The 21,180-nt window shown below is 69.9% G+C and carries 15 protein-coding genes, 1 tRNA gene and 2 pseudogenes; 14 read left to right on the top strand and 4 right to left on the bottom strand.

Annotated elements, in window-relative coordinates:
• Window positions 1-233 (bottom strand): annotated as a pseudogene (locus tag GXP76_RS22375) (hypothetical protein); the annotation flags it as partial.
• Window positions 234-603: 370 nt separating this feature from the next.
• Between GXP76_RS22375 and GXP76_RS22370 the strand changes: the two are divergent.
• Both GXP76_RS22370 and GXP76_RS22365 read left to right on the top strand, forming a co-directional pair.
• Complete coding sequence (locus GXP76_RS22370) at window positions 604-2,196, top strand: von Willebrand factor type A domain-containing protein (protein WP_242573359.1); 1,593 nt, start codon at window positions 604-606, stop codon at window positions 2,194-2,196.
• Between the two features lie 142 nt (window positions 2,197-2,338).
• Window positions 2,339-2,812, top strand: a complete 474-nt coding sequence (locus GXP76_RS22365; RefSeq protein WP_242573358.1) for a DUF1772 domain-containing protein — start codon at window positions 2,339-2,341, stop codon at window positions 2,810-2,812.
• On the opposite strand, the gene GXP76_RS22360 is transcribed toward GXP76_RS22365, so the two are convergent.
• The gene (locus GXP76_RS22360; protein WP_242573357.1) at window positions 2,793-3,623 is read right to left on the bottom strand and encodes a class I SAM-dependent methyltransferase family protein; all 831 of its coding nucleotides are present in this window, start codon (window positions 3,621-3,623) and stop codon (window positions 2,793-2,795) included. The genes GXP76_RS22365 and GXP76_RS22360 overlap by 20 nt on opposite strands.
• A 154-nt stretch (window positions 3,624-3,777) precedes the next feature.
• Here GXP76_RS22360 and GXP76_RS22355 point away from each other — a divergent pair, with 154 nt between their 5' ends.
• The 8 genes from GXP76_RS22355 (at window position 3,778) to GXP76_RS22320 (ending at window position 13,011) form a co-directional block, all read left to right on the top strand.
• Window positions 3,778-5,079, top strand: coding sequence for a damage-control phosphatase ARMT1 family protein (locus tag GXP76_RS22355; protein ID WP_242573356.1), 1,302 nt, complete (start codon window positions 3,778-3,780; stop codon window positions 5,077-5,079).
• 53 nt (window positions 5,080-5,132) lie between these two features.
• Window positions 5,133-6,473, top strand: coding sequence for a DUF4032 domain-containing protein (locus tag GXP76_RS22350; RefSeq protein WP_242573355.1), 1,341 nt, complete (start codon window positions 5,133-5,135; stop codon window positions 6,471-6,473).
• Window positions 6,470-6,973, top strand: coding sequence for a GNAT family N-acetyltransferase (locus GXP76_RS22345; RefSeq protein WP_242573354.1), 504 nt, complete (start codon window positions 6,470-6,472; stop codon window positions 6,971-6,973). The genes GXP76_RS22350 and GXP76_RS22345 overlap by 4 nt, the downstream gene beginning before the upstream one ends.
• Before the next feature lie 166 nt (window positions 6,974-7,139).
• Window positions 7,140-8,795, top strand: a complete 1,656-nt coding sequence (locus GXP76_RS22340) for an MFS transporter (RefSeq protein ID WP_242573353.1) — start codon at window positions 7,140-7,142, stop codon at window positions 8,793-8,795.
• A gap of 105 nt (window positions 8,796-8,900) precedes the next feature.
• Window positions 8,901-9,440, top strand: a complete 540-nt coding sequence (locus GXP76_RS22335; protein WP_242573352.1) for a DUF6630 family protein — start codon at window positions 8,901-8,903, stop codon at window positions 9,438-9,440.
• A gap of 252 nt (window positions 9,441-9,692) precedes the next feature.
• A complete protein-coding gene (locus GXP76_RS22330) occupies window positions 9,693-10,475 on the top strand; it encodes a hypothetical protein (protein ID WP_242573351.1) in 783 nt (260 codons plus the stop codon).
• Window positions 10,476-10,626: 151 nt separating this feature from the next.
• A complete protein-coding gene (locus GXP76_RS22325) occupies window positions 10,627-11,451 on the top strand; it encodes an APH(3'') family aminoglycoside O-phosphotransferase (protein WP_242573362.1) in 825 nt (274 codons plus the stop codon).
• A 291-nt stretch (window positions 11,452-11,742) separates the two neighbouring features.
• A complete protein-coding gene (locus GXP76_RS22320; RefSeq protein ID WP_242573361.1) occupies window positions 11,743-13,011 on the top strand; it encodes an MFS transporter in 1,269 nt (422 codons plus the stop codon).
• Window positions 13,012-13,365: 354 nt separating this feature from the next.
• Here the strand turns inward: GXP76_RS22320 and GXP76_RS22315 are convergent, their stop codons facing one another.
• A complete protein-coding gene (locus GXP76_RS22315; RefSeq protein ID WP_242573350.1) occupies window positions 13,366-14,199 on the bottom strand; it encodes a hypothetical protein in 834 nt (277 codons plus the stop codon).
• A 628-nt stretch (window positions 14,200-14,827) separates the two neighbouring features.
• On the opposite strand from GXP76_RS22315, the pseudogene GXP76_RS22310 reads away from it, so the two are divergent.
• Both GXP76_RS22310 and GXP76_RS22305 read left to right on the top strand, forming a co-directional pair.
• Window positions 14,828-15,992 (top strand): annotated as a pseudogene (locus GXP76_RS22310) (IS3 family transposase).
• A gap of 503 nt (window positions 15,993-16,495) precedes the next feature.
• Window positions 16,496-16,900, top strand: coding sequence for a hypothetical protein (locus GXP76_RS22305; protein ID WP_242573349.1), 405 nt, complete (start codon window positions 16,496-16,498; stop codon window positions 16,898-16,900).
• A 248-nt stretch (window positions 16,901-17,148) separates the two neighbouring features.
• Here GXP76_RS22305 and GXP76_RS22300 read toward each other — a convergent pair.
• Window positions 17,149-17,224 (bottom strand) — tRNA-Arg (locus tag GXP76_RS22300).
• 324 nt (window positions 17,225-17,548) lie between these two features.
• Between GXP76_RS22300 and GXP76_RS22295 the strand changes: the two genes are divergently transcribed.
• The gene (locus GXP76_RS22295) at window positions 17,549-19,141 is read left to right on the top strand and encodes a dynamin family protein (RefSeq protein WP_242573360.1); all 1,593 of its coding nucleotides are present in this window, start codon (window positions 17,549-17,551) and stop codon (window positions 19,139-19,141) included.
• Between the two features lie 5 nt (window positions 19,142-19,146).
• The gene (locus GXP76_RS22290; protein WP_242573348.1) at window positions 19,147-21,018 is read left to right on the top strand and encodes a YfjP family GTPase; all 1,872 of its coding nucleotides are present in this window, start codon (window positions 19,147-19,149) and stop codon (window positions 21,016-21,018) included.
• Window positions 21,019-21,180 lie beyond the last annotated feature (162 nt).

Raw genomic sequence — 21,180 nt, 5'->3', positions numbered from 1 at the left:
CGCGCGTCGTCCTCTGTGCCGGGGCGCGCCTCCGGGTCCGCCCGTTCCGCGGCGGCGCGGACGCACGCGGTGGCGAACTCCAGGAACGGCAACGGCAGGCCCTTCCCCAGTGAACGGCCCGGATCGTCGAACGTCAGCACTTCACGACGCGCGGAACGGACGAGCGCGGCCAGCGCGGCGGCCACCTGATGAGTACCGCGGACCGCCCGGCCGGCCGGTCGGAGAGTGTCCACCGCCTCCCCCCGCAGTGTGCTTCTCGGCAGGGCCGACCTGTCGAGTACAGAGCCCGGAACATGTGCCACGGCTGACCACCCCCGCCATCCCCTCGGAGCCGTACGCCACTCCATGTACTCACGAGACTGCACACTGTGACAAGTGCCAGTTCAGAGAGTGGCGACTCCATGCCAATGGAGTTGATCCGCGCATCAATGGCGCCGCTCCCGCGAACGGGTTCACGCGAAGGCGGCGTGAACTGCGGGCCGGCGGCGGACAACTGCCCCGGCCCGTTGCGGCATTGAGATTCATCCGCAACCTCATGTGCCGGTCCCGCCGGGCGGCCCGGACGTCACATTCACACGTACTGACGATTCCAGGGGGACCGTGATGAAACTCGACACGAGGACATGCCGAGGTGCGGTGATCGCGCTGCTGGCGGGCGGCCTGCTGCTCACCGGCTGCTCCGGTGACAACCGGCAGGACACGAGCAAGGCGGCCGACAGGCCGGCCGGTGGAGGCGCCCCCGGCAGCGGGCCCGGGTCCACGGGAGGCCCGGGGGCCGCGGGGCCGGCCGACGGAGCCGGGCAGGGCGAGGACCGGCGGCAGGGCGAACAGAAACAGGACGGCGACGGACGGGAGTTCGCACCCGAACCGGACTACCTGTCGACGTTCGCACTGGACGTGGACACCGCCTCCTACGGATACGCGCTGCGCACCCTCGGCGAAGGCAGGCTGCCGGACCCCGGCACCGTACGGCCCGAGGAGTTCGTCAACAGCTTCCGCCAGGACTACGAACGGCCCGAAGGAGACGGCTTCTCCGTCACGGTGGACGGCGCGGCGGCGCCGGGCGCCGACGACGACTGGTCCCTCCTGCGTGTCGGACTCGCCACCCGCCAGGCCGACCACGGAGGTGAACGCCCGCCCGCCGCGCTCACGTTCGTGATCGACACCTCGGGCTCCATGGCCGAGCCCGGCCGCCTCGACCTCGTCAAGGAATCGCTCGGCATCCTTACGGACGAGTTGCGCGGTGACGACTCGATCGCCCTGGTCACCTTCAGCGCGGAGGCCGAGACCCGACTGCCGATGACCCGCGTCGGCGACAGCAGGGCCCGGATCCACGACGTGATCGAGGAACTGGAACCGTCCGACTCGACCAACGTCGGGGCGGGTGTCGAGACGGGCTACGACGAGGCCGTCGACGGACGCAGGAGCGGTGCGACCAACCGGGTCGTCCTGCTGTCGGACGCGCTGGCCAACACCGGCGAGACGGAGGCGGACGCGATCCTCGAACGCATCGACGACGCGCGCACCGAGCACGGCATCACCCTCTTCGGCGTCGGTGTCGGAAGCGACTACGGAGACGCCCTGATGGAACGGCTGGCCGACAAGGGCGACGGCCACACGACGTACGTCTCCGACAAGGAACAGGCCAGGAAGGTCTTCGTCGACCAGCTCCCCATGAACGTCGAACTGCGCGCCAGGGACGCCAAGGCGCAGGTGTCGTTCGACAGTGACACGGTCGAACAGTTCCGGCTGATCGGCTACGAGAACAGGGCCGTCGCGGACGAGGACTTCCGGGACGACCGGGTCGACGGCGGCGAGGTCGGGCCGGGGCACACGGTGACCGCGCTGTACGCCGTCAGGCTGCGGCCCGGCGCGAGCGGCCAGGTGGCGAGGGCGACGGTGCGCTGGCTGGACCCCGAGACCCGGGCGCCACGCGAGCGGTCGGGCTCGGTCGGCGCGAGCGCGGTCGCCTCTCGGCTCTGGGGCGACGCGAAGCCGCGGCTCCAGGTCACGGCTGTCGCCGCGTACTTCGCCGAGACGCTGCGTGGCGGATCGGCGGCCGGCGGCACCCTGCCCGGCTCTCCCGGCCTCGGTGAACTGGAGCAGCGGGCACGTGCGTTGGCGGATTCCACGGAGGACGGTTCGGTGAAGGAGCTGGCGGAGGCGATCGATCAGGCGAGCCGTCTCAGGGACTGAGCCGGGTGCTCCGGGGCCGGCCCACGGCCGTTCACGGCCGGCCCCGGGGGCACTTCACAAGAGGTCGGGGAGGGGCCGCGCGCCGTCGGCCGTCGGCGGACCAGTGCTGCGCCGGTCCTTCCCGCGGGACATGATGTGCGGCATGGCCACTGTCCTGCTCGCACTCGCTGTCGTCTCCACCGGTCTGTACGCCGGCATGATGCTCATATTCCTGACCGGGATCATGCCCGCGCTGGCCCGCCTCACGGACGGGGAGTTCGTGGTCGCCATGCGCCGGATGAACGAGGAGGTCCCGCGCGGGCCGTTCCTGCTTCTCTTCCTCGCCGAAGTGGCCCTCCCGATCGCCGCGCTCGCCGTCCCCGTCGACGACCGCTCCGACGCCCAGTGGTGGCTGCTGCTGGCCGGCCTGATCTGCGTGGTGGTCAACCACCTCGTCACCGTCGCGGGCAACATCCCCCTCAACAACGCTCTCGCGTCGTCCGAGGCCGCGCCCGCTGCGAACCCCGACAGCGCGGTCCGAGCGGCCTTCGAGAGCCGCTGGAACCGCTTCCACGCCGTCCGCACGTTCTTCGCCGTCGCGGGGTTCGCCCTGATCGTCAGCGCCTCGCTGTCGTGACGGTGAACAGTCCCACGGATTCCCGCCGGCTCGCGACCTCGGCGAACCCGGCCCGAGCGGCCCACTGTTCGGCCAGCTCCACGGGACGGCACTTCATCTCCCACAGGACGCCGTCGCGGTTCGGCAGCACGTTCGCGATGAACTCCAACTGAGGGTGGCGGGTCTGTGTCGTGAAGACCAGTACTCCGCCGGGCGCGAGCATGCCGCGCAGCCGCGCGACGGACGCGGCGATGACGGCGTCGTCCAGCAGCAGTTCGTAGAGCCCCGACACCACGACGATGTCGGGCGCGGGGGAGACGGGCGCCGGGTCGAGGGCGTCTGAGTACACGTACGAGATCCCCGTCAGCCCTCGCTCGGCCGCCTGACGCCCGCCCTGCGCGAGGCCCGCGCGGTCCAGGTCGCGGCACTCGACGTGGAGGGTGCCGGGCTCGTACTCCGCGAGCAGGTCCTGGAGGTACCGTCCGGGCCCCGACGCCACGTCCAGTACGCGCACACCGGCCCCGGCCCCGGTGCCGCCACGCTGCGCGATCTCCTTACGGAGGACGTCCTTGAGCAGCTCGCGACGGGCGCGGATGGCACGCCATCCGACCGCGTTCAGATACACGCGGTCGATAAGGTGTCCGACGACCGGGAAACCGCCGGCCTTGTTGACGTACACGTAGTCCAGCATCGACCCGCTGTCGAAGCCGTGCCGGTACCCGATCCGGACACCGGTGCTCGCACGGCCGACCGTGCCGAGCAGGGCACGCATCGCCGCCCACTGAACCCGCTTCCACCGCTTCGTCTTCGTCCTGGTCTTCGTCAGTGTCATGCGCATCAGCGTCGGCCCGGAGCGCGGGCCTCGGTATCCGCGCGGCTACTCGGACGGCGCGTGAGTAGGTCTGCGTACGCCGCCGTGGCGGGCGGGCGAAACCGTGGAGGTACGGTGCGACGGAGACCGACCGGCTCCGGAGGACAGGGAAACCATGCCTGAAGCGGATGACCCGCCTGTGATCGTGGGCAGCGTGCCCGGTTCGTTCGCGCGGAGCGTGCTGGCCGAGCGCCATCCGGCCCTGATCCAGCAGGTCCGGGACGCCTTCCCGTGGTCCCCGCGACGGCACCGGGCGCTCGACGCGCTGCTCGTCTCCTGTACGGAGGGCGTGATCGAACCGCTGGACGCGGACGCGCACGACCGCGACCAGTGGGACGCGTGGGGTGGTGAGTACGTCGGCCGCTCATGGTTCGACGTGCCGTTCCTCTGGTCCGAGAGCTACTTCTACCGACGGCTCCTCGGAGCGGTCGGCTACTTCGCCCCGGGGCCCTGGCAGGGCATCGATCCGTTCGCGCCCTTCAAACGGGCCGAGTTGCTCGGCTCGCTCGTCGACGACGAACTCGCGGCGCTCGACGCGCTCGCCCGGCGGCCGGCCGGTGAACGGGCCGTCGCCTACCTCCAGGGCTCGCTCTGGGGAAACCGCGCGGACCTCGGCTTCGCCGTCGGTTCCCCGGACGGAGCGCGCACGGTGGACAGGCCCGGCGGCTCCCGCACGGACTCCGACGACCACGCCGCCGATGACGCATCCGGTGGATCGTCCAGCGGTTCGGCCGCCGGGGAGCCGCCGCCCCTCGTGGCGGACGACAGCGACACGCTGTGGTCGCTGCTGCCGGCCGCCCGCGCGCCCGGCGCCGTGCGGACCGTCCACGTCATCGCCGACAACGCCGGCCGCGAGCTGATCCCCGACCTCGTCCTCATCGACCACCTCCTTACCACGGAGCGCGCCGACGAGGTGGTCCTGCACGTGAAGCCGTATCCGTACTACGTCTCCGACGCCACCATGGCCGATGTCGTCGACTGCGCGCGCCGTCTCGCCCAGGCGTCCGGCAGCGCGGGCGAGGCCGGGAGGCGGCTCTGGGCCGCGATGGGCGACGGGCGGCTCGCCGTACGCGCGCACGGCTTCTACTGCGCGCCTTTCCCCTACAGCGAGATGCCCGAGGACCTGCGCCGGGAGCTCGCGGGCGCCGCCCTCACCATCGTGAAGGGCGACCTCAACTACCGCCGTCTCGTCGGTGACCGGCTCTGGGTGCCCACCACACCGTTCGCCGAGCGCACGGCGCACTTCCCGGGGCCGGTGGCCGCCTTGCGTACCCTGAAGTCCGATGTGATCGTCGGCCTCGACCCGCGCACCGTGGCGCGGCTCGACGACGCGGGCGCGAGCGGTGGCGCGGGGGACGGCGCGAACCACGCATGGCGTACGAGCGGAACGCACGCGCTCGTCCAGGTCACCCCCTAGCCGAGGCGAACCGGCAGCACAGAACGCACGAGACGAACGTCGGAGGCAGCGTCATGGCGCTCCAGATCAGCGCGACCAACCCGGAGCAGCCGGCCGTGCTCCTCGACCTGCCCTGGGGCATCCCGCTCGAAGAGTGGCCCGACGACTGTCTGGTGGCTCTCCCGCGCGGCATCTCGCGCCATGTGGTGCGTTTCGCCGACGCCGGGTCCGAGGTACTGGCGGTCAAGGAGATAGCCGAGCGCCCGGCGGTGCGCGAGTTCGGACTGCTCAGGGATCTGCACCGGCTGGGCATACCCGCGGTGGACCCGGTCGCCGTGGTGACGGGGCGGGTGGACGCGGACGGCAGACCGCTGGAGTCCGCGCTGATCACACGGCACCTGAAGGGCTCGCTGCCGTACCGCTCGATGTTCGAGTCGACCATGCGCCCGAGCACCGTGAAGCGACTCATGGACGCGCTCGCCGTCCTCCTGGTGAGGTTGCATCTGACCGGCTTCGCGTGGGGCGACTGCTCGCTGTCCAACGCGCTCTTCAGACGTGACGCCGGCGCCTACGCCGCCTATCTGGTGGACGCCGAGACGGGCCAGATCCAGCCGACGCTCAGCCGTGGCCAGCGCGACTACGACATAGAGCTGGCGCGCGTGAACATCGCCGGGGAGCTGATGGACCTGGAAGCCTCCGGCTCCCTCCATCCGTCCGTCGACCCCGTGCCGTTCGGAGCGGCGATCGTGCGGCGCTACGAGGACCTGTGGCACGAGCTGACGCGCGAGTCCGTCTACCCGGTCGACAAGCGCCACTACATCGACCGCCGGATCCGCAGGCTCAACGAACTGGGTTTCGACGTCGCGGAGATGCAGATGGAGCGCTCGCCGATGGGCGACACCGTCACTTTTCTCCCCAAGGTGGTCGACGCGGGTCACCATCAGCGCCAACTGCTGCGCCTGACGGGCCTGGACGCGGAGGAGAACCAGGCGCGCCGGCTGCTCAACGACCTGGAGAGCTGGATGGCCGGCCAGGACGACTACGCGCCCGGCGACCCGCTGGGCGCCCGCCCCGAGGTCCTGGCGCACCGCTGGGTGCGCGACGTGTTCCGGCCGACCGTACGGGCCGTGCCGCTGGAGCTGCGCCGCAGGACGGACGCGGCGCAGGTCTACCACGAGGTGCTGGAACACCGCTGGTATCTCTCCGAGAGCGCCGGGACCGATGTGGGGCTGGAAGCGACCATCGAGGACTACATCGCCAACATATTGCCGCGGACCCAGGACCCGTCCGCACCGGATCCGTCCACGTCGGATCTTCTTACGGAGGAGCCCGAGGAGACCGAGGAGCCGGAAGAACCGGCCGAGTCGAGGGCGCCGGGGCTCTTGCGCGACGGGACAGGGCTCCACCGGGCATGAGCGATCTCGCCACGGAGCGCCTTCTGCTCCACCCGTTGAGCCCTCCGGAGGCCGTACGGCTGGTCGCGGGCGACCGGGCGAGCGGCACCCACTGGGCGCCCGGCTACCCCGACGAGGGCGACGTCTCCGGCGCCACGCGCTTCCTGACCACCTGCGAGGCCGTCGGCGACCCCCGGCCGTTCGGCACGTACGAGATCCGCGTCAAGGAGACCCGCCTGGCGGTCGGCGGGGTGGACTTCCACGGCCCGCCGGACGAGAACGGCGCCGTGACCATCGGCTACGGCCTCGTCCCCGGCGTACGAGGCAGGGGTTACGCCTCCGAGGCGCTGCGCGGTCTGCTGCTCTTCGCTCGCGCCAGCGGTGTCATCTCCGTAAGAGGCGACACCGGTCACGACAACATCGGATCGCAGCGCGTGATGGCGGCAGCGGGCATGCGACTGATCGCGGACGACGGCCGGTTGAAGTTCTACGAGATCGCCTGGCCCGGCCGGGAGAGATGAACGGCCCCGCCGCGACGGGGGAAACGCGGCGGGACCTTGAGAGCGAATGCCCTGTGCGCCGCCGATTACACATACGTTTTCGTGACTCACGTCCCTGGTGATCATCAGCCCTCGTCACGCGCGCCGAATGCGCCGGATGCGACGTAACGGGGGAAAATCCCGGTCCATGACTGAAAGAGGCGATTCCTCAAGCCCCGGCGCGCCCCTCAGTAGTACGAAGGGCGCGCCGAATCAGACAGTGGCCCTCGCGGCCATGCTGTTCGCCGTGTCGATGACGTTCATCGACCAGACGATCGTCGCCATCGCCGCACCCGACATCATCGAGGAGCTCGGGCTCTCGGCCTCCGGGATGCAGTGGGTGATCAACGCGTACCTGCTGACGCTGGCGGCGTTCTTCGCCTTCGGCGGGCGGCTGGCCGACATCGTGGGGCACCGCCGGATCATGGTGATCGGCACCCTTGTCTTCGTGGTCTCCTCCGTCCTGTGCGGGTGTGTGCCGCGCGGGGACTTCGCGCAGAGCTGGCTCATCACGTTCCGGGCCTTCCAGGGCCTCGGCGCCGCGCTGATGTTCCCCGCCGCGCTCGCCGTCGTCATCAACGTGTTCCCGGTCGAGCGACGAGGCAGGGCCCTGGCGCTGTTCTTCGGGCTCTCCGGCGCTCTGACCGCCGTGGGTCCGCTCCTCGGCGGCTGGCTCACCGACTGGACCTGGCGCGCGATCTTCTGGGTCAACGTCCCCGTCGCCGTGATCGCCCTCGTACTGACGGCCATGGCCCGTGTCCCGAACATCTCGCGCCGTGACCGGCTGGACGTCCCCGGCGCCGTGCTGGTGGCCGGCGGCATGGGACTGAGCGTGCTCGGCTTCCAGCAGGCGGCGACGTGGGGCTGGGGCAGCGCGGCCACCTGGGCGTGCATCGTCGGCGGGCTGCTCGTCCTGGCCGTCTTCTGCCTCTTCGAACTCCGCGTCCGGGATCCGCTCGTCAAGCTCCGGGTCTTCCGGGACCGGGCGTTCGCCGTGGACTGCGCCGTGCTGTTCTTCGCCATGCTCGCGTTCGTCCCGGTGTTCTTCTTCGCCTCGGTCTACGCGCAGGTGTCGTTGAGCTCGTCGCCGAACCAGGCCGCGCTCTTCCTGCTGTACTTCTTCGTGGGCTTCGCCATCGCGTCGCAGTGGGGCGGACGCATCCTCGACAAGCGGGGCGCCAGACCGGCGCTCCGGCTCGGCACGGCGGTCGGGGCGGTCGGCTTCGCCCTGTGGGCGTCCAAGCTGACGGACCTCTCGACGCACGACCAGTGGCCGTACGTGGCGTTGGCGGGCGCCGGTATCGGTCTGCTGCTCTCCCCGGCCTCGACCGACGCGGTCAACCGCGCGATCGGCGCCTCCTACGGAGAGGTCACCGGAATCACCCAGACCATCCGGTACTTCGCGGCGAGCGTGGGCCTGGCGGTCTTCGGCACCGTACTGACGCACGTCACCGGTGACCGGGTCGCCGCGACCCTTCGGGGGAAGGGCCTGCCGGCGGACGAGGCGCGCAGTGCGGCCAAGAGCGTCGCGGAGGCCGTGTCGGGGCAGGCGGACACGCGAGAGCCCTCCGGCACAGGTGAGGTCGCGCGGATCACGCGCGATTCGATGGAGGCGATCCGGATGGACTTCGCGGAAGCCAACCAGTGGGTGTTCTACGGGATGGCCGTCGCGCTCGTGCTGGCGTTCATCTGCTCGCTGTTCCACCCGGGGACGCGGGTGACCGGCGCGCCGGAGCAGACGGGGCCGGGAGAGCCGGGGGACCCGGCCGAACCAGGGCGGACCGCCGGTCCCGCGGGGCCGTAGCGGCGGCCACGGCCCGTTGTCGTACCCCTGTGGCAAGGTGTTTTCCGGCGCCGAACGACGCGCGCCTTTCGACCTGTTGACCTTCGCCGCAGAAGGAGCACACCCATGTCCGGTCCCGGTCCCGCCGACGGCGGAGTCCTCACGTCCCTGACGGCCGTGGCGTCATTGCTGGCGCCCGGCCGGCCGACTGTCGCCGAGCAGGTGCGGCACGCCCACGAGGACCCCGAGGGCTACGTGCGTACGTACGCGGACCGGCTGGACGGCCGCGGCATCGACGAGCCGTTTCCGGGGCTGGCGTGGATAGCCCTCGTGGACGCGCTCCACGAGCGGAAACTGCTCGCGGAGTTCGACTGGAAGGAGGACGCGGACGAGATCCGGTTCGGTCTCCAGGGCCTGGCTTCGCGTCCGTCCGTCGATCCCTGGGCGCTGTTCGACGACGCGGAGTCGGAGCTGACGACCCATGACTTCCTGGAGGCGTGCGGCCGGCACTACCGGGAGGTCGGCGCGGCCCTCGTGGTGCTCGACATCGAGTCGGACTGCTACCCGGTGGCGGGGCTGCGCGCGGGCCGCGTGGACGAGCTGGTGTCGCTCGCGAAGAGCGCGGGCTTCGCCGCATGGCCCCTCGGCGTCCGGGCCGGACAGTAGTCCCACCGAAGAATCTCGACGGTCCGGTCACGGTGGTGAGCATGAACTCGTCGCCGTTCCCGCCCCGCCCCGCTCCACGAGGCGTGTTCGAGAGCGGTGCGAGGGGCACGGCCCACACTCCGTTAGGTCCAGGAGTGGGCCCACGAGCCCTGTCTCTGGGCCCAGGGACCGAACTAGCGTGCGCGGTACTCCGGGAGAGTCGCAGGTGTGAGCGAAACAGCCCGGTGGCCCTTTCAGGAAGGGAAGTCGGGGATGAGCGGGTTCGACCAGCTGCTCGGCACGGATTTCGGCGATCGGCCCACGTCCGACACGGACGAGGTGATCTACGCGGGACTCGACCACCCGGAGCGGCACCGGGCCCGGGTTCCCGGCCTCGTCGCGGTCCTGACCGACTCCGCGGCACCGGACAGGGAACGCTTCCTGGCGTGCGCGGCCCTGACGACCTGGGGTGAGCCCGCCGGATACCGGGCGGTGGCGGACGCCGCCGAATCCGGCAAGCGCGCTCCCTGGTACGGCATCCTGGTCGACCGGAAATTCTCGGTGGACAGCACCTTCGCCCAACTCGCCGTGGCCCTCGGCGACAGCAGGGACATGGCGGAGGAGAAGGGGACGCTCGCGCAGCGCGAATCCGCTTTCCGCGCGCTGGTGAGAATCGCCGACACCGAGTATTTCGAGGACCAACTCGGTGATCTTTTAGAGGAGTCGACGGCCCGCGCACTGCTCGCCGACATCGGTGAGACGGTGGACAGGGGAGTCCGCTCACTGACCGGGATCGTCGGCGTACGGCCCCATTTCGATCTCGCCACCCAGCTCGTCGATCTGGCGAGCGCGGTGGCCTCCGTCGACGGAGTCCTCGCGGCCAGGCTCGCGATGGCGGTCCTGGAGGTCGAACCTTCACGGCGGGCGCTGGTGCACGCCGTCACCGTTCTGCACCGCTCCTCGGTCGCGGAAGTCCGGCGACTGGGCTCGTACATGATCGCGGTCGGCGACGAGCGCGTACGCGGGATGGCGACGGACGCGCTGCGGCCCGCCTGAGCCCACACGGCCGGCCGCCCCACGCACAGCGCACTCCCGCGGGAGCGCCACCCGGCCGAGGTTCGGTCCGCGGGGGCGGCCAGGCGATCACGCGTTTAATGACAGGTGCGATACGGCCGCTCTGGCTAGGGTGGCGGCCGTGATCGATTCGATGTTCCGGACGCTGCTGGACAGCGCCTACGGCGGCGCGTGGGAGCCCGTCACGGACGGCGAGTCCGGGGCGCGTGTCTTCCGTTCCGAGGACGGCACGCGGTACGCGAAGTGCGTCCCCGCCGAATCCGAGACCTCCGAGACCTCCGCGGTCTCGCTGACGTCGCTGGAGGAAGAACGCGATCGGGTCGGCTGGCTCGGCGAGCAGGGCGTGCCGGGTCCACGCGTACTCGACTGGCGTACCACCCCCGACGTGGCCTGCCTGGTGACGAGCACGGTCGCGGGAGTCCCCGCCGACCGGGTGCCGGCCGCGCGGCTCCAAGCGGCCTGGACCTCGATCGCCGATGCCGTGCGACGCCTGCACGAACTGCCGCTGCGGGAGTGCCCGTTCACACGTGGACTCTCCGAGATGTTCGCGACCGCCCGTGACGTCGTCGCGCGGGGCGCGGTCAATCCCGAGTTCCTCCCCGAGGACCAACAGGGGACGCCGGCCGACGAGTTGCTCGCGCGCCTGGTCCCACAGCTCGATCAGCGCCTCGCCCAGGAGGCCGCCGGCGCTGTCGTCTGCCACGGGGACCTCTGCCTGCCCAACATCGTCCTCGACCCGGAGACGATGAACGTGGCCGGCTTCATCGATCTCGGCCGTCTCGGAGCGGCCGACCCGTACGCCGACATCGCTCTCCTGCTCGCCAACTCCCGGGAAAGGTGGGAGGACGAGGGGCAGGCGAGGCGCGCGGACGACTCGTTCGCCGAGCGGTACGGCATCGTGCTCGACCGTGACCGGCAGAAGTTCTATCTCCATCTCGACCCGCTCACCTGGAGCTGAGGATGAACCGACCGGTGACCGGTCTCCAACCCGTCCAACCCCCGCGAGGAGTTGAGACGGTCGGTTGTCCGAGCGCGCGCTGACGTCGTAGGTCACGACCGACCTGTCATCGCGTGCTGCCCTTGAGCTGCGGCACAGCGAACCTTTTCCCGCCCTATTTCGGCGGATTCGTTCCCGGCAACTCAAGGGGTCCTTGTGCCGTCCGTGCCAGCAGTGCCGTCTCCCGACTCATCTTCGTCCCCCGCATCGCCCGCATCGCCCGCGTCCTCCGCATCGCCCACGCCGCCGAGCCTGTGGCGGGACCGCGACTTCCGCAGGCTCTGGGCGGGCCAGACGGCGTCCCAGTTCGGGGCGCAGGCCGGCCAGGTGACCCTGCCACTCCTCGCCGTGGTGGCGCTCAACGCCGACTCCACTCAGCTCGGCGCACTCCGCGCGGTCCAGCAGATACCGATCCTCCTGTTCTCGCTCTTCGTGGGCGTGTGGGTGGACCGATGGCGATCCCGCAACGTGATGGTGCTGGCTGACCTCGGCCGGGCGGTGGCACTGGCTACGATCCCGGTCGCCTTTCTGTTCGGCGTACTCGGAATTCCGGTGCTGCTCGTCGTCGCCTTTCTCGTCGGCGTACTCACGGTGTTCTTCGACGTGGCCTACCAGGCCGCCCTCGTACGCCTGGTGAAACGCGATCAGTTGGTACGGGGCAACAGCGCTCTGGAAGGCAGCAGATCCGCGGCGCAGATCGGCGGACCCGCGCTCGGCGGTGTGCTCGTGTCGCTCCTGACCGCGCCGATCGCCGTCGTCGCGGGTGCGTTCTTCTTCGGCGTGTCCTGCCTGTCGATCCGGCGGATCCGGCACCGCGAGTCGCTGCCCCGCACCGCCGAACGCCCCGCCCGGATGGGACGGCAGATCGTCGAAGGGCTCCGTCTGGTCGCCGGTGATCCCTCACTGCGGGCCGTGGGTCTCGCCTCGGCCCTCTTCCACTTCTTCTTCGCGGCCCTGATGACCGTCTATCTGCTCTTCCTGCCGCGCACACTGCAGCTGTCGGGTACGGCGGTGGGCCTGGTGCTCGCGGCCATGGGCCCGGGAGCGCTCGTGGGATCCGTACTGGCGGCGCGGCTGCCGAGGAGGTTCGGCCACGGCGTGGTGCTGGTGTCCTCGGCGGTACTCGCCGACGCCGTGATGCTGTGCGTACCCGCCATGCACGGCTCGACGGCGCTCACGGTCGGCTCCCTGATGGTGGTCAACTTCCTGTTCGGCGCCTTCGGCCAGCTGGTCGACGTCACGGTCATGGCCGTTCGCCAGTCGATCACGCCGCTGCCGATCCAGGGCCGAGTGGTCGCCACGATCAATTTCGCCGGCATGGGACTGACCCCGCTCGGCTCGCTGCTCGGCGGGTTTCTGGCCGGCCGGTGGGATCTGCGAACCAGCCTGCTGCTCACAGCGGTCGGGATGGTGCTGTCCCCGCTGTTCATGGCGTTCTCCCCGCTCGCGCGCCTGGGGAAGGAACTGCCGGCACCTGGCGGGGCGATTCCTCGCGGGCGGCCGGGGGTCACGCCCGGCTAGGGCCTGTCTTCAAAGTCCCGCCTGGCCCGCGGCGCCTGGTACGGCACCTCGCCGCGCTGTCGGGACGGCCGAGTGCGGCAGGTCCATCCACAACGCCGGTCCTCCGCCTTGCGATGCACCGCACCAGCCGCCGCCGGCCCCGCCCTACGGGCGGACGGCGCTACTTTGAAGACAGGCCCTAGCGGGAGCTGAGGCCGGGAGACTGACCCAGAGTGCGCAGCAACGCGGCGTGGATTTCGGCGAGTTCGTCGATCTGGCGGTTCATCTCGGGAGGTCCGCCATGTTGGGCGGATCGTTCGCCGCCATACCCGGAACGGGCACCGGCTTGGGCTTTGAGGGGAACCCGGCAGACGTTTACGTTTCGTCTCGAAAACCCCACTCCTGGCTGCTTTTGAATTCGCAATTACTGCGAACCACTTGACCGCCGCACATCCATTTCATACCGGGGTAGTGAATAAAAAACTGATCGGGATTTGGTGGTACAGCCTCAGAGGTGAATTTTTTTCTGCCGTCCGGAATTCGCTTGGTGTGAGCCCCGGAGGTGTCTGTGTATGAAGCCTTGATGTGCCACTCGCATGTGCGTGAAAAATTAAAGGACTGTGCGAGTAGCGCCATGTTCGCCTGGCCGTTCCCCAGGTCGATAGCATGCTGTGGGAAGTAGAGATTCCCCTGCTCCTCGCCCAACTCGGGGATATAGGGACCTCGTGGCTGGCCACCACCTATATCCCAGAGCAGACCTTTTCGTGCTTCCTCTCCTTGCAGCGGAAAGACGACCACCGCCTTGGCTGAGGGGGTGTAACACTCGTCCACAACGGCCTTCAAGTCGTTGATCGTGAGCCCGGAGTTTCGGTCGCTGTTCAGGTTTAGATAGAAATTCTGTATCATGCCCCTCTTGTCAAGTCCGCCGCTATCCGAAGGTGGGCCGAAATAAGGTGCGGCTAGGAGAATGCGGCCACCGAGCGGCTTCAATAAAGACCAGGCCGCGTCCGGTGTTGTCACTTTTTTGAGTTGTTCTTGCTCCTTCGCGGCGAGGGGCCGGTCTGTCAATATTGCCGAGCCGAAAGGTGTGTTCTGGTCGTAGTCCGGAAAGGTGACGGTAGCTACGAAAGGGGGTTTTTCGAGGTCGACATTTTTCTCTGCACTCTTGTCTGAGCGGGCTCGGCTGTCGGATGTGGCTCGGTCGAACACGTAATTCGCAAGGTAGGCAACCGTGAAACCGCCCAGTGCTATGCAAACTGCGGATAGCAGATAGAAGTACCGCTGCCGGAGTGCCAGAGTGCGTAGGCCGGGCATATGTTCATCAGCAAGTATGTGCCAGGTCGGCTGGCCGGCTGGCTGGGCCGGAGGTTCCGAGTCGGGCCCCTGAGCGTCCCCTTGTCCCGGGGGAGCCGAAGGAGAGGGAGCCGGATTTCCCACCTCATCTGTGTCAGGGGCCGGTGTATCTGGTCCCGGAGGCTGTGGTGGGTTTTCGGCCATGCCCTCTCCTGTCCTATTTCGGTCTGCCAGGTGGTTGGGTCAGCGGTCCGGATGGCAGATGTGAAGAGATCTCTTAGTTGACGGATTCATGACCAGGATGACCAGTCCGCCAGGAACTCCTGGCTTTGTCTACCCTTTTGGTGCCAATTTAACTAGTCGCGCCCGGCAGCACCTCGCCGGCGTGCTCGATGGTCAGCAACGTCGGACCGGCTCCTGTTGGCGTCGCCTCGCCTGTGGCGGGTAACCCTGCATGGACCCCGACGTGGGGGTCGGGTCTGCCGCACGATCGGGTGACATCTGAACTGGCTTGCCCTGCGGGGCGGGTGGGAAGGATGTCGCTGTGCCCAAGCCCTATCCCGAAGAGTTCCGCACGGATGTCGTGCGGGTCGCGAGGAACCGCGGCCCGGGCGTGACGGCCGAGCAGGTGGCCGCCGACTTCGGTGTCCACGCGATGACACTGTGGAAATGGATGCGCCGGGCGGACATCGACGATGGGAGCAGGCCCGGAACAACCGGCCAGGAGAGCGCGGAACTGCGGGAAGCGCGTCGGCGGATCAAGCTGCTGGAACAGGAAAACGAAGTCCTGCGGCGGGCGGCCGCGGCCTACCTGTCCCAGGCACATCTGCCGGGAAAAGGATCTACCCGCTCGTGAAAGAGCTGGCCGGCGACGGGGTGCCCGTCACGGCGACGTGCCGGGTGCTGAAGCTCGCCGGACAGCCCTACTACCGCTGGCTGGAACGGCCGGTGACCGACGCCGAGTTCGAGCGGGCCAGCCGCGCAAACGCACTGTTCGACGCGCACCGCGACGACCCGGAATTCGGCTACCGTTTCCTGGCCGACGAAGCCCGCAACGCGGGATCCGGCATGGCGGACCGGACCGGCTGGCGGATCTGCCGCGACAACAACTGGTGGAGCGTATTCGGCAAGAAACGCGGCAGCACCAAGAAGGCCGGCCCACCGGTGCACGACGACCTCGTCCGCCGCGACTTCACCGCGACCGGACCGAACCAGCTGTGGCTCACCGATATCACCGAACACGCCACCACTGAGGGCAAGTTGTATCTCTGCGCGATCAAGGACGTCTTCAGCAAGAGGATCGTCGGCTACTCGATCGACACGCGGATGAAGTCCCGCCTGGTCGTCACCGCCCTGAACAACGCTGTTGCCCGGCGTGGACACATCGCCGGGTGCATCCTGCACAGCGATCGCGGGTCGCAGTTCCGGTCACGGAAGTTCGTCCGGGTGCTCGGCCACCACCAGATAGTCTGCTCGATAGGGCGGGTCGGTGCGGCGGGCGACAACGCGGCCATGGAGTCCTTCTTCAGCCTCCTGCAGAAGAACGTCCTCGACCGCCGGACATGGGCCACCCGCCAGGAACTACGGATCGCGATCGTGACCTGGATCGAGCGGACCTACCACCGACTCCGCAGGCAAGCCCGCTCGGCCGGCTGACCCCCGTCGAATACGAAACCGTTATGACCACACCGGCCGCCCAGGCCGCGTAATCGCACCTGTCACCCAAAGCTGCATCAGACCCGACCGAGACGGTCGACAAGGTGGTCACCGCTCTGGGAACCCTCCTGAGACGGCACTGCAGCGGCGGCCAGCTCGGTTGGGCGCAACGACCGGATCATGAATCTGGTCATGGGCTACGCCATCAGGCACAACTACCTGAAGGCCACCCCGCTCCCCAAGGGCAAGGGGGAGCGCACCGCGCAGAGAGTGGCGCCGGCTGTCGACAAGCGGTGCCTGCTGAATCGCGACCTCGTCGCGAAGATGCTGGACTGGATAGGCGGACGTCCGCGTCGAGGAAGCCTCTACCGGGCCTTCTTCGCCACCCTCTACTACGCGGGACTCCGCCCGGAGGAGGCCGTGGCCCTCCGGGTTGGCGACGCCACGCTGCCGGCGACAGGATGGGGCGAGTTCCTCGTCCACGAAGCCCAGCCCGAAGTCGGCAGCCAGTGGACCGACACCGGCGAGGTCCACGAGAAACGGGATCTCAAGGGCCGTGGCGAAGGCGACGCGCCTCGTTCCCATCCACCCCTCGCTCGTCGCGCTCCTCGGCGACATGATCAAGGAATACGGCCTCAAGCCTTCGAGCCTCCTCTTTCCGGGAGAGAAGGGCGGCATGCTGGCGGGATCGGTCTTCCGGCGTGTCAGGGCGAAGGCGCGCGAGGAGATCCTGTCGGATCACGAGTTCAAGTCGCCGACCGGAAAGCGCGTGTACGACCTACGTCGTACGTGCCTCACGACTTGGCTGAACGGTGGCATCCCGCAAGCCGAAGTTGCCGAGGGGGCGGGGAACAGCGTGACGGTCCTGCTGGCCATCTGCGCACGCTGCATCGTCGGGCAGCGGGACGACTACCTGAGACGCGTCGAAAGCCTCCAGGATCTCCCACCGTTGGCAGCGTGAAGAGCGGCCTCGGAACCCCACGAGAACGGGGTCCGAGGCCGCTCTGCTGTGCACTGAACGTAGTTGAAGGGCGGTCCCGCGCACCCGATTCTGTGGGACGTAGGTGGGACGGACACCCGTAGAAACCCGGTTTTGGCCGGTGCCAGCCGGACTCCACCCTCGTCGGAGGGAAGGAGTCCGGTTCGCCTGGGAGGCCCGGCATGTAGAGCCTGACCTGCGAAAACATCGCCAAACTGACGCTGTGTCAGTGGCGCCCCCGGCAGGACTCGAACCTGCGGCCAAGCGCTTAGAAGGCGCCTGCTCTATCCACTGAGCTACGGGGGCCGGAACGTGGTCCCGGGGCCCGGAGTGCCGGTGGGCAGTCCGTGCGGTCCGTGACCTGTGCCGGGACAAGGATAGGGCTCCGCTCACCCTGACCCGGTTGCTTCACCTGCGTGGCATGATGTGGAGGTTCGGTGAAGCGAACCGATAATCGCAGGCAGGTGCGATTCGTGCAGTGCTTTTCGCGCCTCAAGCTACGGGTGTTGTGCACTCGTTATGCCTGCGCCCCACTCGTCCCGTCTGTCCCCCGCGCCTGACCGGCGCGCAGGAGATGTCTATACGCTTCAAAAAGGCGCCAAAGTTGGGCATTCTTCGCATGTGGTGACCTTGGACGTACGGCCTCAGCTGATCGACGCACTTTCCGCGCTGCGCGACCGTGTCGCCGCCGTGCGTCTTCCACTCCCTCTCGCCGGGACCCCGCGTGCCCGGCAGACCAGGGAGGAGCTGCTCGCGCAGCTCGACGACTACCTGGTGCCGCGGCTCCGGGACCCCGAAGCGCCGCTGCTCGCCGTGGTGGGCGGATCCACCGGGGCCGGGAAGTCGACGCTCGTCAACTCCCTTGTGGGGCGGCGGGTCAGCGAAGCGGGCGTGCTGCGGCCCACGACGCGTACGCCGGTACTGGTGTGCCACCCCGACGACTGCCACTGGTTCGACGGCGTACGGGTCCTGCCGCAGCTCACCCGCGTCTTCCTGACCCAGCAGGAGCAGGACGGCGGCGCGGGGACCTGGAGCGCGGACGACGAGCACGCGCTGCGCATCGACACCTCCGCGGCGCTGCCCCGCGGCCTCGCGCTGCTGGACGCGCCCGACATCGACTCGCTCGTCGTACGGAACCGGGTCCTCGCCGCCGAGTTGATCTGCGCGGCCGACGTGTGGGTGATGGTGACCACCGCGTCCCGGTACGCCGACGCGGTGCCCTGGCATCTGCTGCGTACGGCGAAGGAGTACGACGCCTCGCTCGTGACCGTCCTCGACCGGGTGCCGCACCAGATGATTGACGAGGTGTCACGTCAGTACGCGGCGCTGCTCACGAAGGCGGGCCTGGGCGACGTGCCGCGCTTCACCATCCCCGAACTGCCCGAGTCGGCGGGCGGCGGCAGCGGACTGCTCCCCACCACCGCCGTCGCGCCCCTGCTCGCCTGGCTGGCGCACCGGGTGCGGGATCCGGCGGCGCGCCAGCAGGCCGTCGTCCGTACGGCCGCCGGTGTCATCGGGTCGCTCAACGTCCGGATGCCGGAGCTCGCGGGCGCCGTCGCGGCGCAGTACGCCGCCGCCGTACGCCTCACGGGAGCCGTCGAGGAGGCGTACGCGTCCGAGCGCGAGCGGGTACGCGGGCGGCTCAAGGCGGGGGCCGTGCTCGCCGGGGACGCGCGGACCCGCTGGCGCGGCTATCCGAGGGACAGCTCCGCGCGGGAGCTGCTCGATTCGCTGGTGGAGAGCCTGGCCTCGCTGCTCCAGTGCGCCGTCGCCGCCGCCGACGAACGGGTCGTCGAGGCGTGGCGGCGCGAGCCGGCCTCGGCGGCGGTCCTGGCACCGGGGCCGGACGGCGAGGTCTCCGAGCGGATCGGGATGGCCGTGCGGCGCTGGCGGCGGGTCGTCGAGGAGCTGGCCGAGGAAGAGGTACGGCTCCTCGAACGCTCCGCCGCGCCCGACGCCGAGACGATCGCCGCGCTCCTGGCCGCCTCCCTGCTCGGCGGGCACCGCACACGGGTCGCGGGGGAGCGGCTCGCCGAGCGGGTCGGGGCGCAGGGCGCGCTGCGGCTGCGCGACAAGGGCGGTGACCTGGTGGCGACATACATCGACGACGTACTGCACGGAGAACGGGACCGCCGGCTGGCTCCCCTCGACGCGCTCGAAGTGGCACCGGAGCCGCAGGCGGAACTCATCGCCGCGCTTTCCGTACTCCAGAAGGAGATGTGACCGAGATGGCGGACACGACGGACGTGAGCACGCTGACGGACGGGCCCGGCGAGACCGGGGCCGGGAAGGCCGGAGCGGGCGAGGCCGGTGCTCCTGGTGGTGCCGATACGGCAGAGGCGAACGGTGCGAACGGCGGCGCGGACGGCACGGATCGGCGCTGGGACGACGGGCTGATCGCCCGTCACGCGGCCGGGCACAACGGCGCGGGCGGCGCGGCCGTCACCGTCGGGGTGGAGGGGATCGACGGCGACGGCGGTACGGCGGCCCCGGCCGACGCGCACCAGCCCATCGGAGGCGCCTACGAAGGGCCGTTGCGGGCACGGCTCGACGCCCTGCGCGAACTCGTGGGTCTCTCACGCACCCGTATCGAGGGGACCGCGCTCGCCGAGGCCGGACGCGTGCTGGACGAGGCGGCCACTCGGCAGCGGCTCTCCTCGCGGCACACGGTCGTCGCCATCGCCGGGGCCACCGGAAGCGGCAAGTCGACGCTGTTCAACGCACTTGCCGAGGTACCGATCTCCGAGACGGGGCTGCGCAGGCCCACCACCTCCGCGCCCATCGCCTGCGTCTGGTCCGAGGGCGCCGCCGGGCTGCTCGACCGGCTCGCCATCCCCGGAAGACTGCGCCGCAAGCCGCTCGCGGGTGGCGACGGCGACGAGGAGCTGGAGGGTCTCGTCCTCATCGACCTGCCCGACCACGACTCCGCCGTCGTGGCGCACCGGGACCAGGTCGACCGCGTACTGGCCCTGGTCGACGCCGTCATCTGGGTGGTCGACCCCGAGAAGTACGCCGACGCCGCACTCCACGAGCGCTATCTGCGACCGCTCGCCGGCCACGCGGAGATCACCTTCGTCGTGCTGAACCAGATCGACCGGCTGCCCGGCGAGGCCGCCGACCAGGTCCTGGACGATTTGCGCAGACTGCTCGACGAGGACGGCATGGCGCTCGGCGAGCACGGGGAGCCGGGGGCCACCGTGCTGCCGATCTCCGCGCTCACCGGCCGGGGGGTGGGTGAACTGCGCGGGGAGATCGGCCGTTTCGTCCAGGAGCGGAACGCCGCCGCGAGGCGGCTGTCGGCCGATGTGGACGCGGCGGCGGCGCGGCTGCGCTCGGTGTACGTCGCCGACGGGCGCACCGGCCTCAGCGAACGCTCCCGCGAGGAGTTCGCCGAACGGCTCGCGGGAGCGGTGGGCGCCGTGGCCACCGGCGAGGCGGCCGAACGCGAGTGGCTGAGGAACGCGGGACGGGCCTGCGGGACGCCCTGGCTGCGGCTGTGGCGCTGGTACGAACGCACCCGGACGCCCGGCGGCGGCGCCCCGCGCGCCGAGGTGATCGTCGAGGACGAACTCACCGCCAGACAGCGGGTCGAGCAGGCCGTCCGTACGGTCGCGGACGACGCGGCGGCCGGGCTGCCCCGGCCGTGGGCACAGGCGGTGCGCGAGGCGGCGGTGCGGGGCGCCGTCGGACTGCCGGAGGCCCTGGACGAGCTGGCGGTGACGGCGGGGCCCCCGAGCGGCCGCCCCACGCGCCCCGCCTGGTGGCCGGCGGCGGTGCTCGCGCAGGCGGCCATGACGCTGCTCCAGATCTACGGCGGGCTGTGGCTGGTCGGCCAGATCATCGGGGTGCTCGATCCCGGCATCATCCCGCCCGTGCTGGTGATGCTGGGCGGGATCATCGGCGGGCCGCTGGTGGAGTGGGCGTGCGCGGCGGCGGCGCGCGGGCCGGCGAGGCGGTACGGGCAGGACGCGGAGCGGCGGCTGCGCGAGGCGGCGGCCGGCTGCGGACGTGCCAAGGTGCTCGATCCGATCGCGGCGGAGCTGATGCGGTACCGGGAGGTCCGGGAGCAGTACTCGACGGTGTCGGGGCTGAGGCGGTAGGGGTGTCCGCGAAGTAGCGACGTCCGCCCGTAGGGCGGGGCTCGCGGCGGCTGGTGCGGTGCATCGCAAGGCGGAGGATCGGGCTCGTACTTGGCCGGGTCCGACAACGCGGCGAGGTGCCGTGCCAGGCGTCGCGGGCCAGGCGGGACTTTGCGGACACCC

This window comes from Streptomyces sp. NP-1717 (assembly GCF_022695985.1).
Lineage (GTDB): Bacteria > Actinomycetota > Actinomycetes > Streptomycetales > Streptomycetaceae > Streptomyces.
This window is presented reverse-complemented; position numbering and strand designations above follow the sequence as displayed.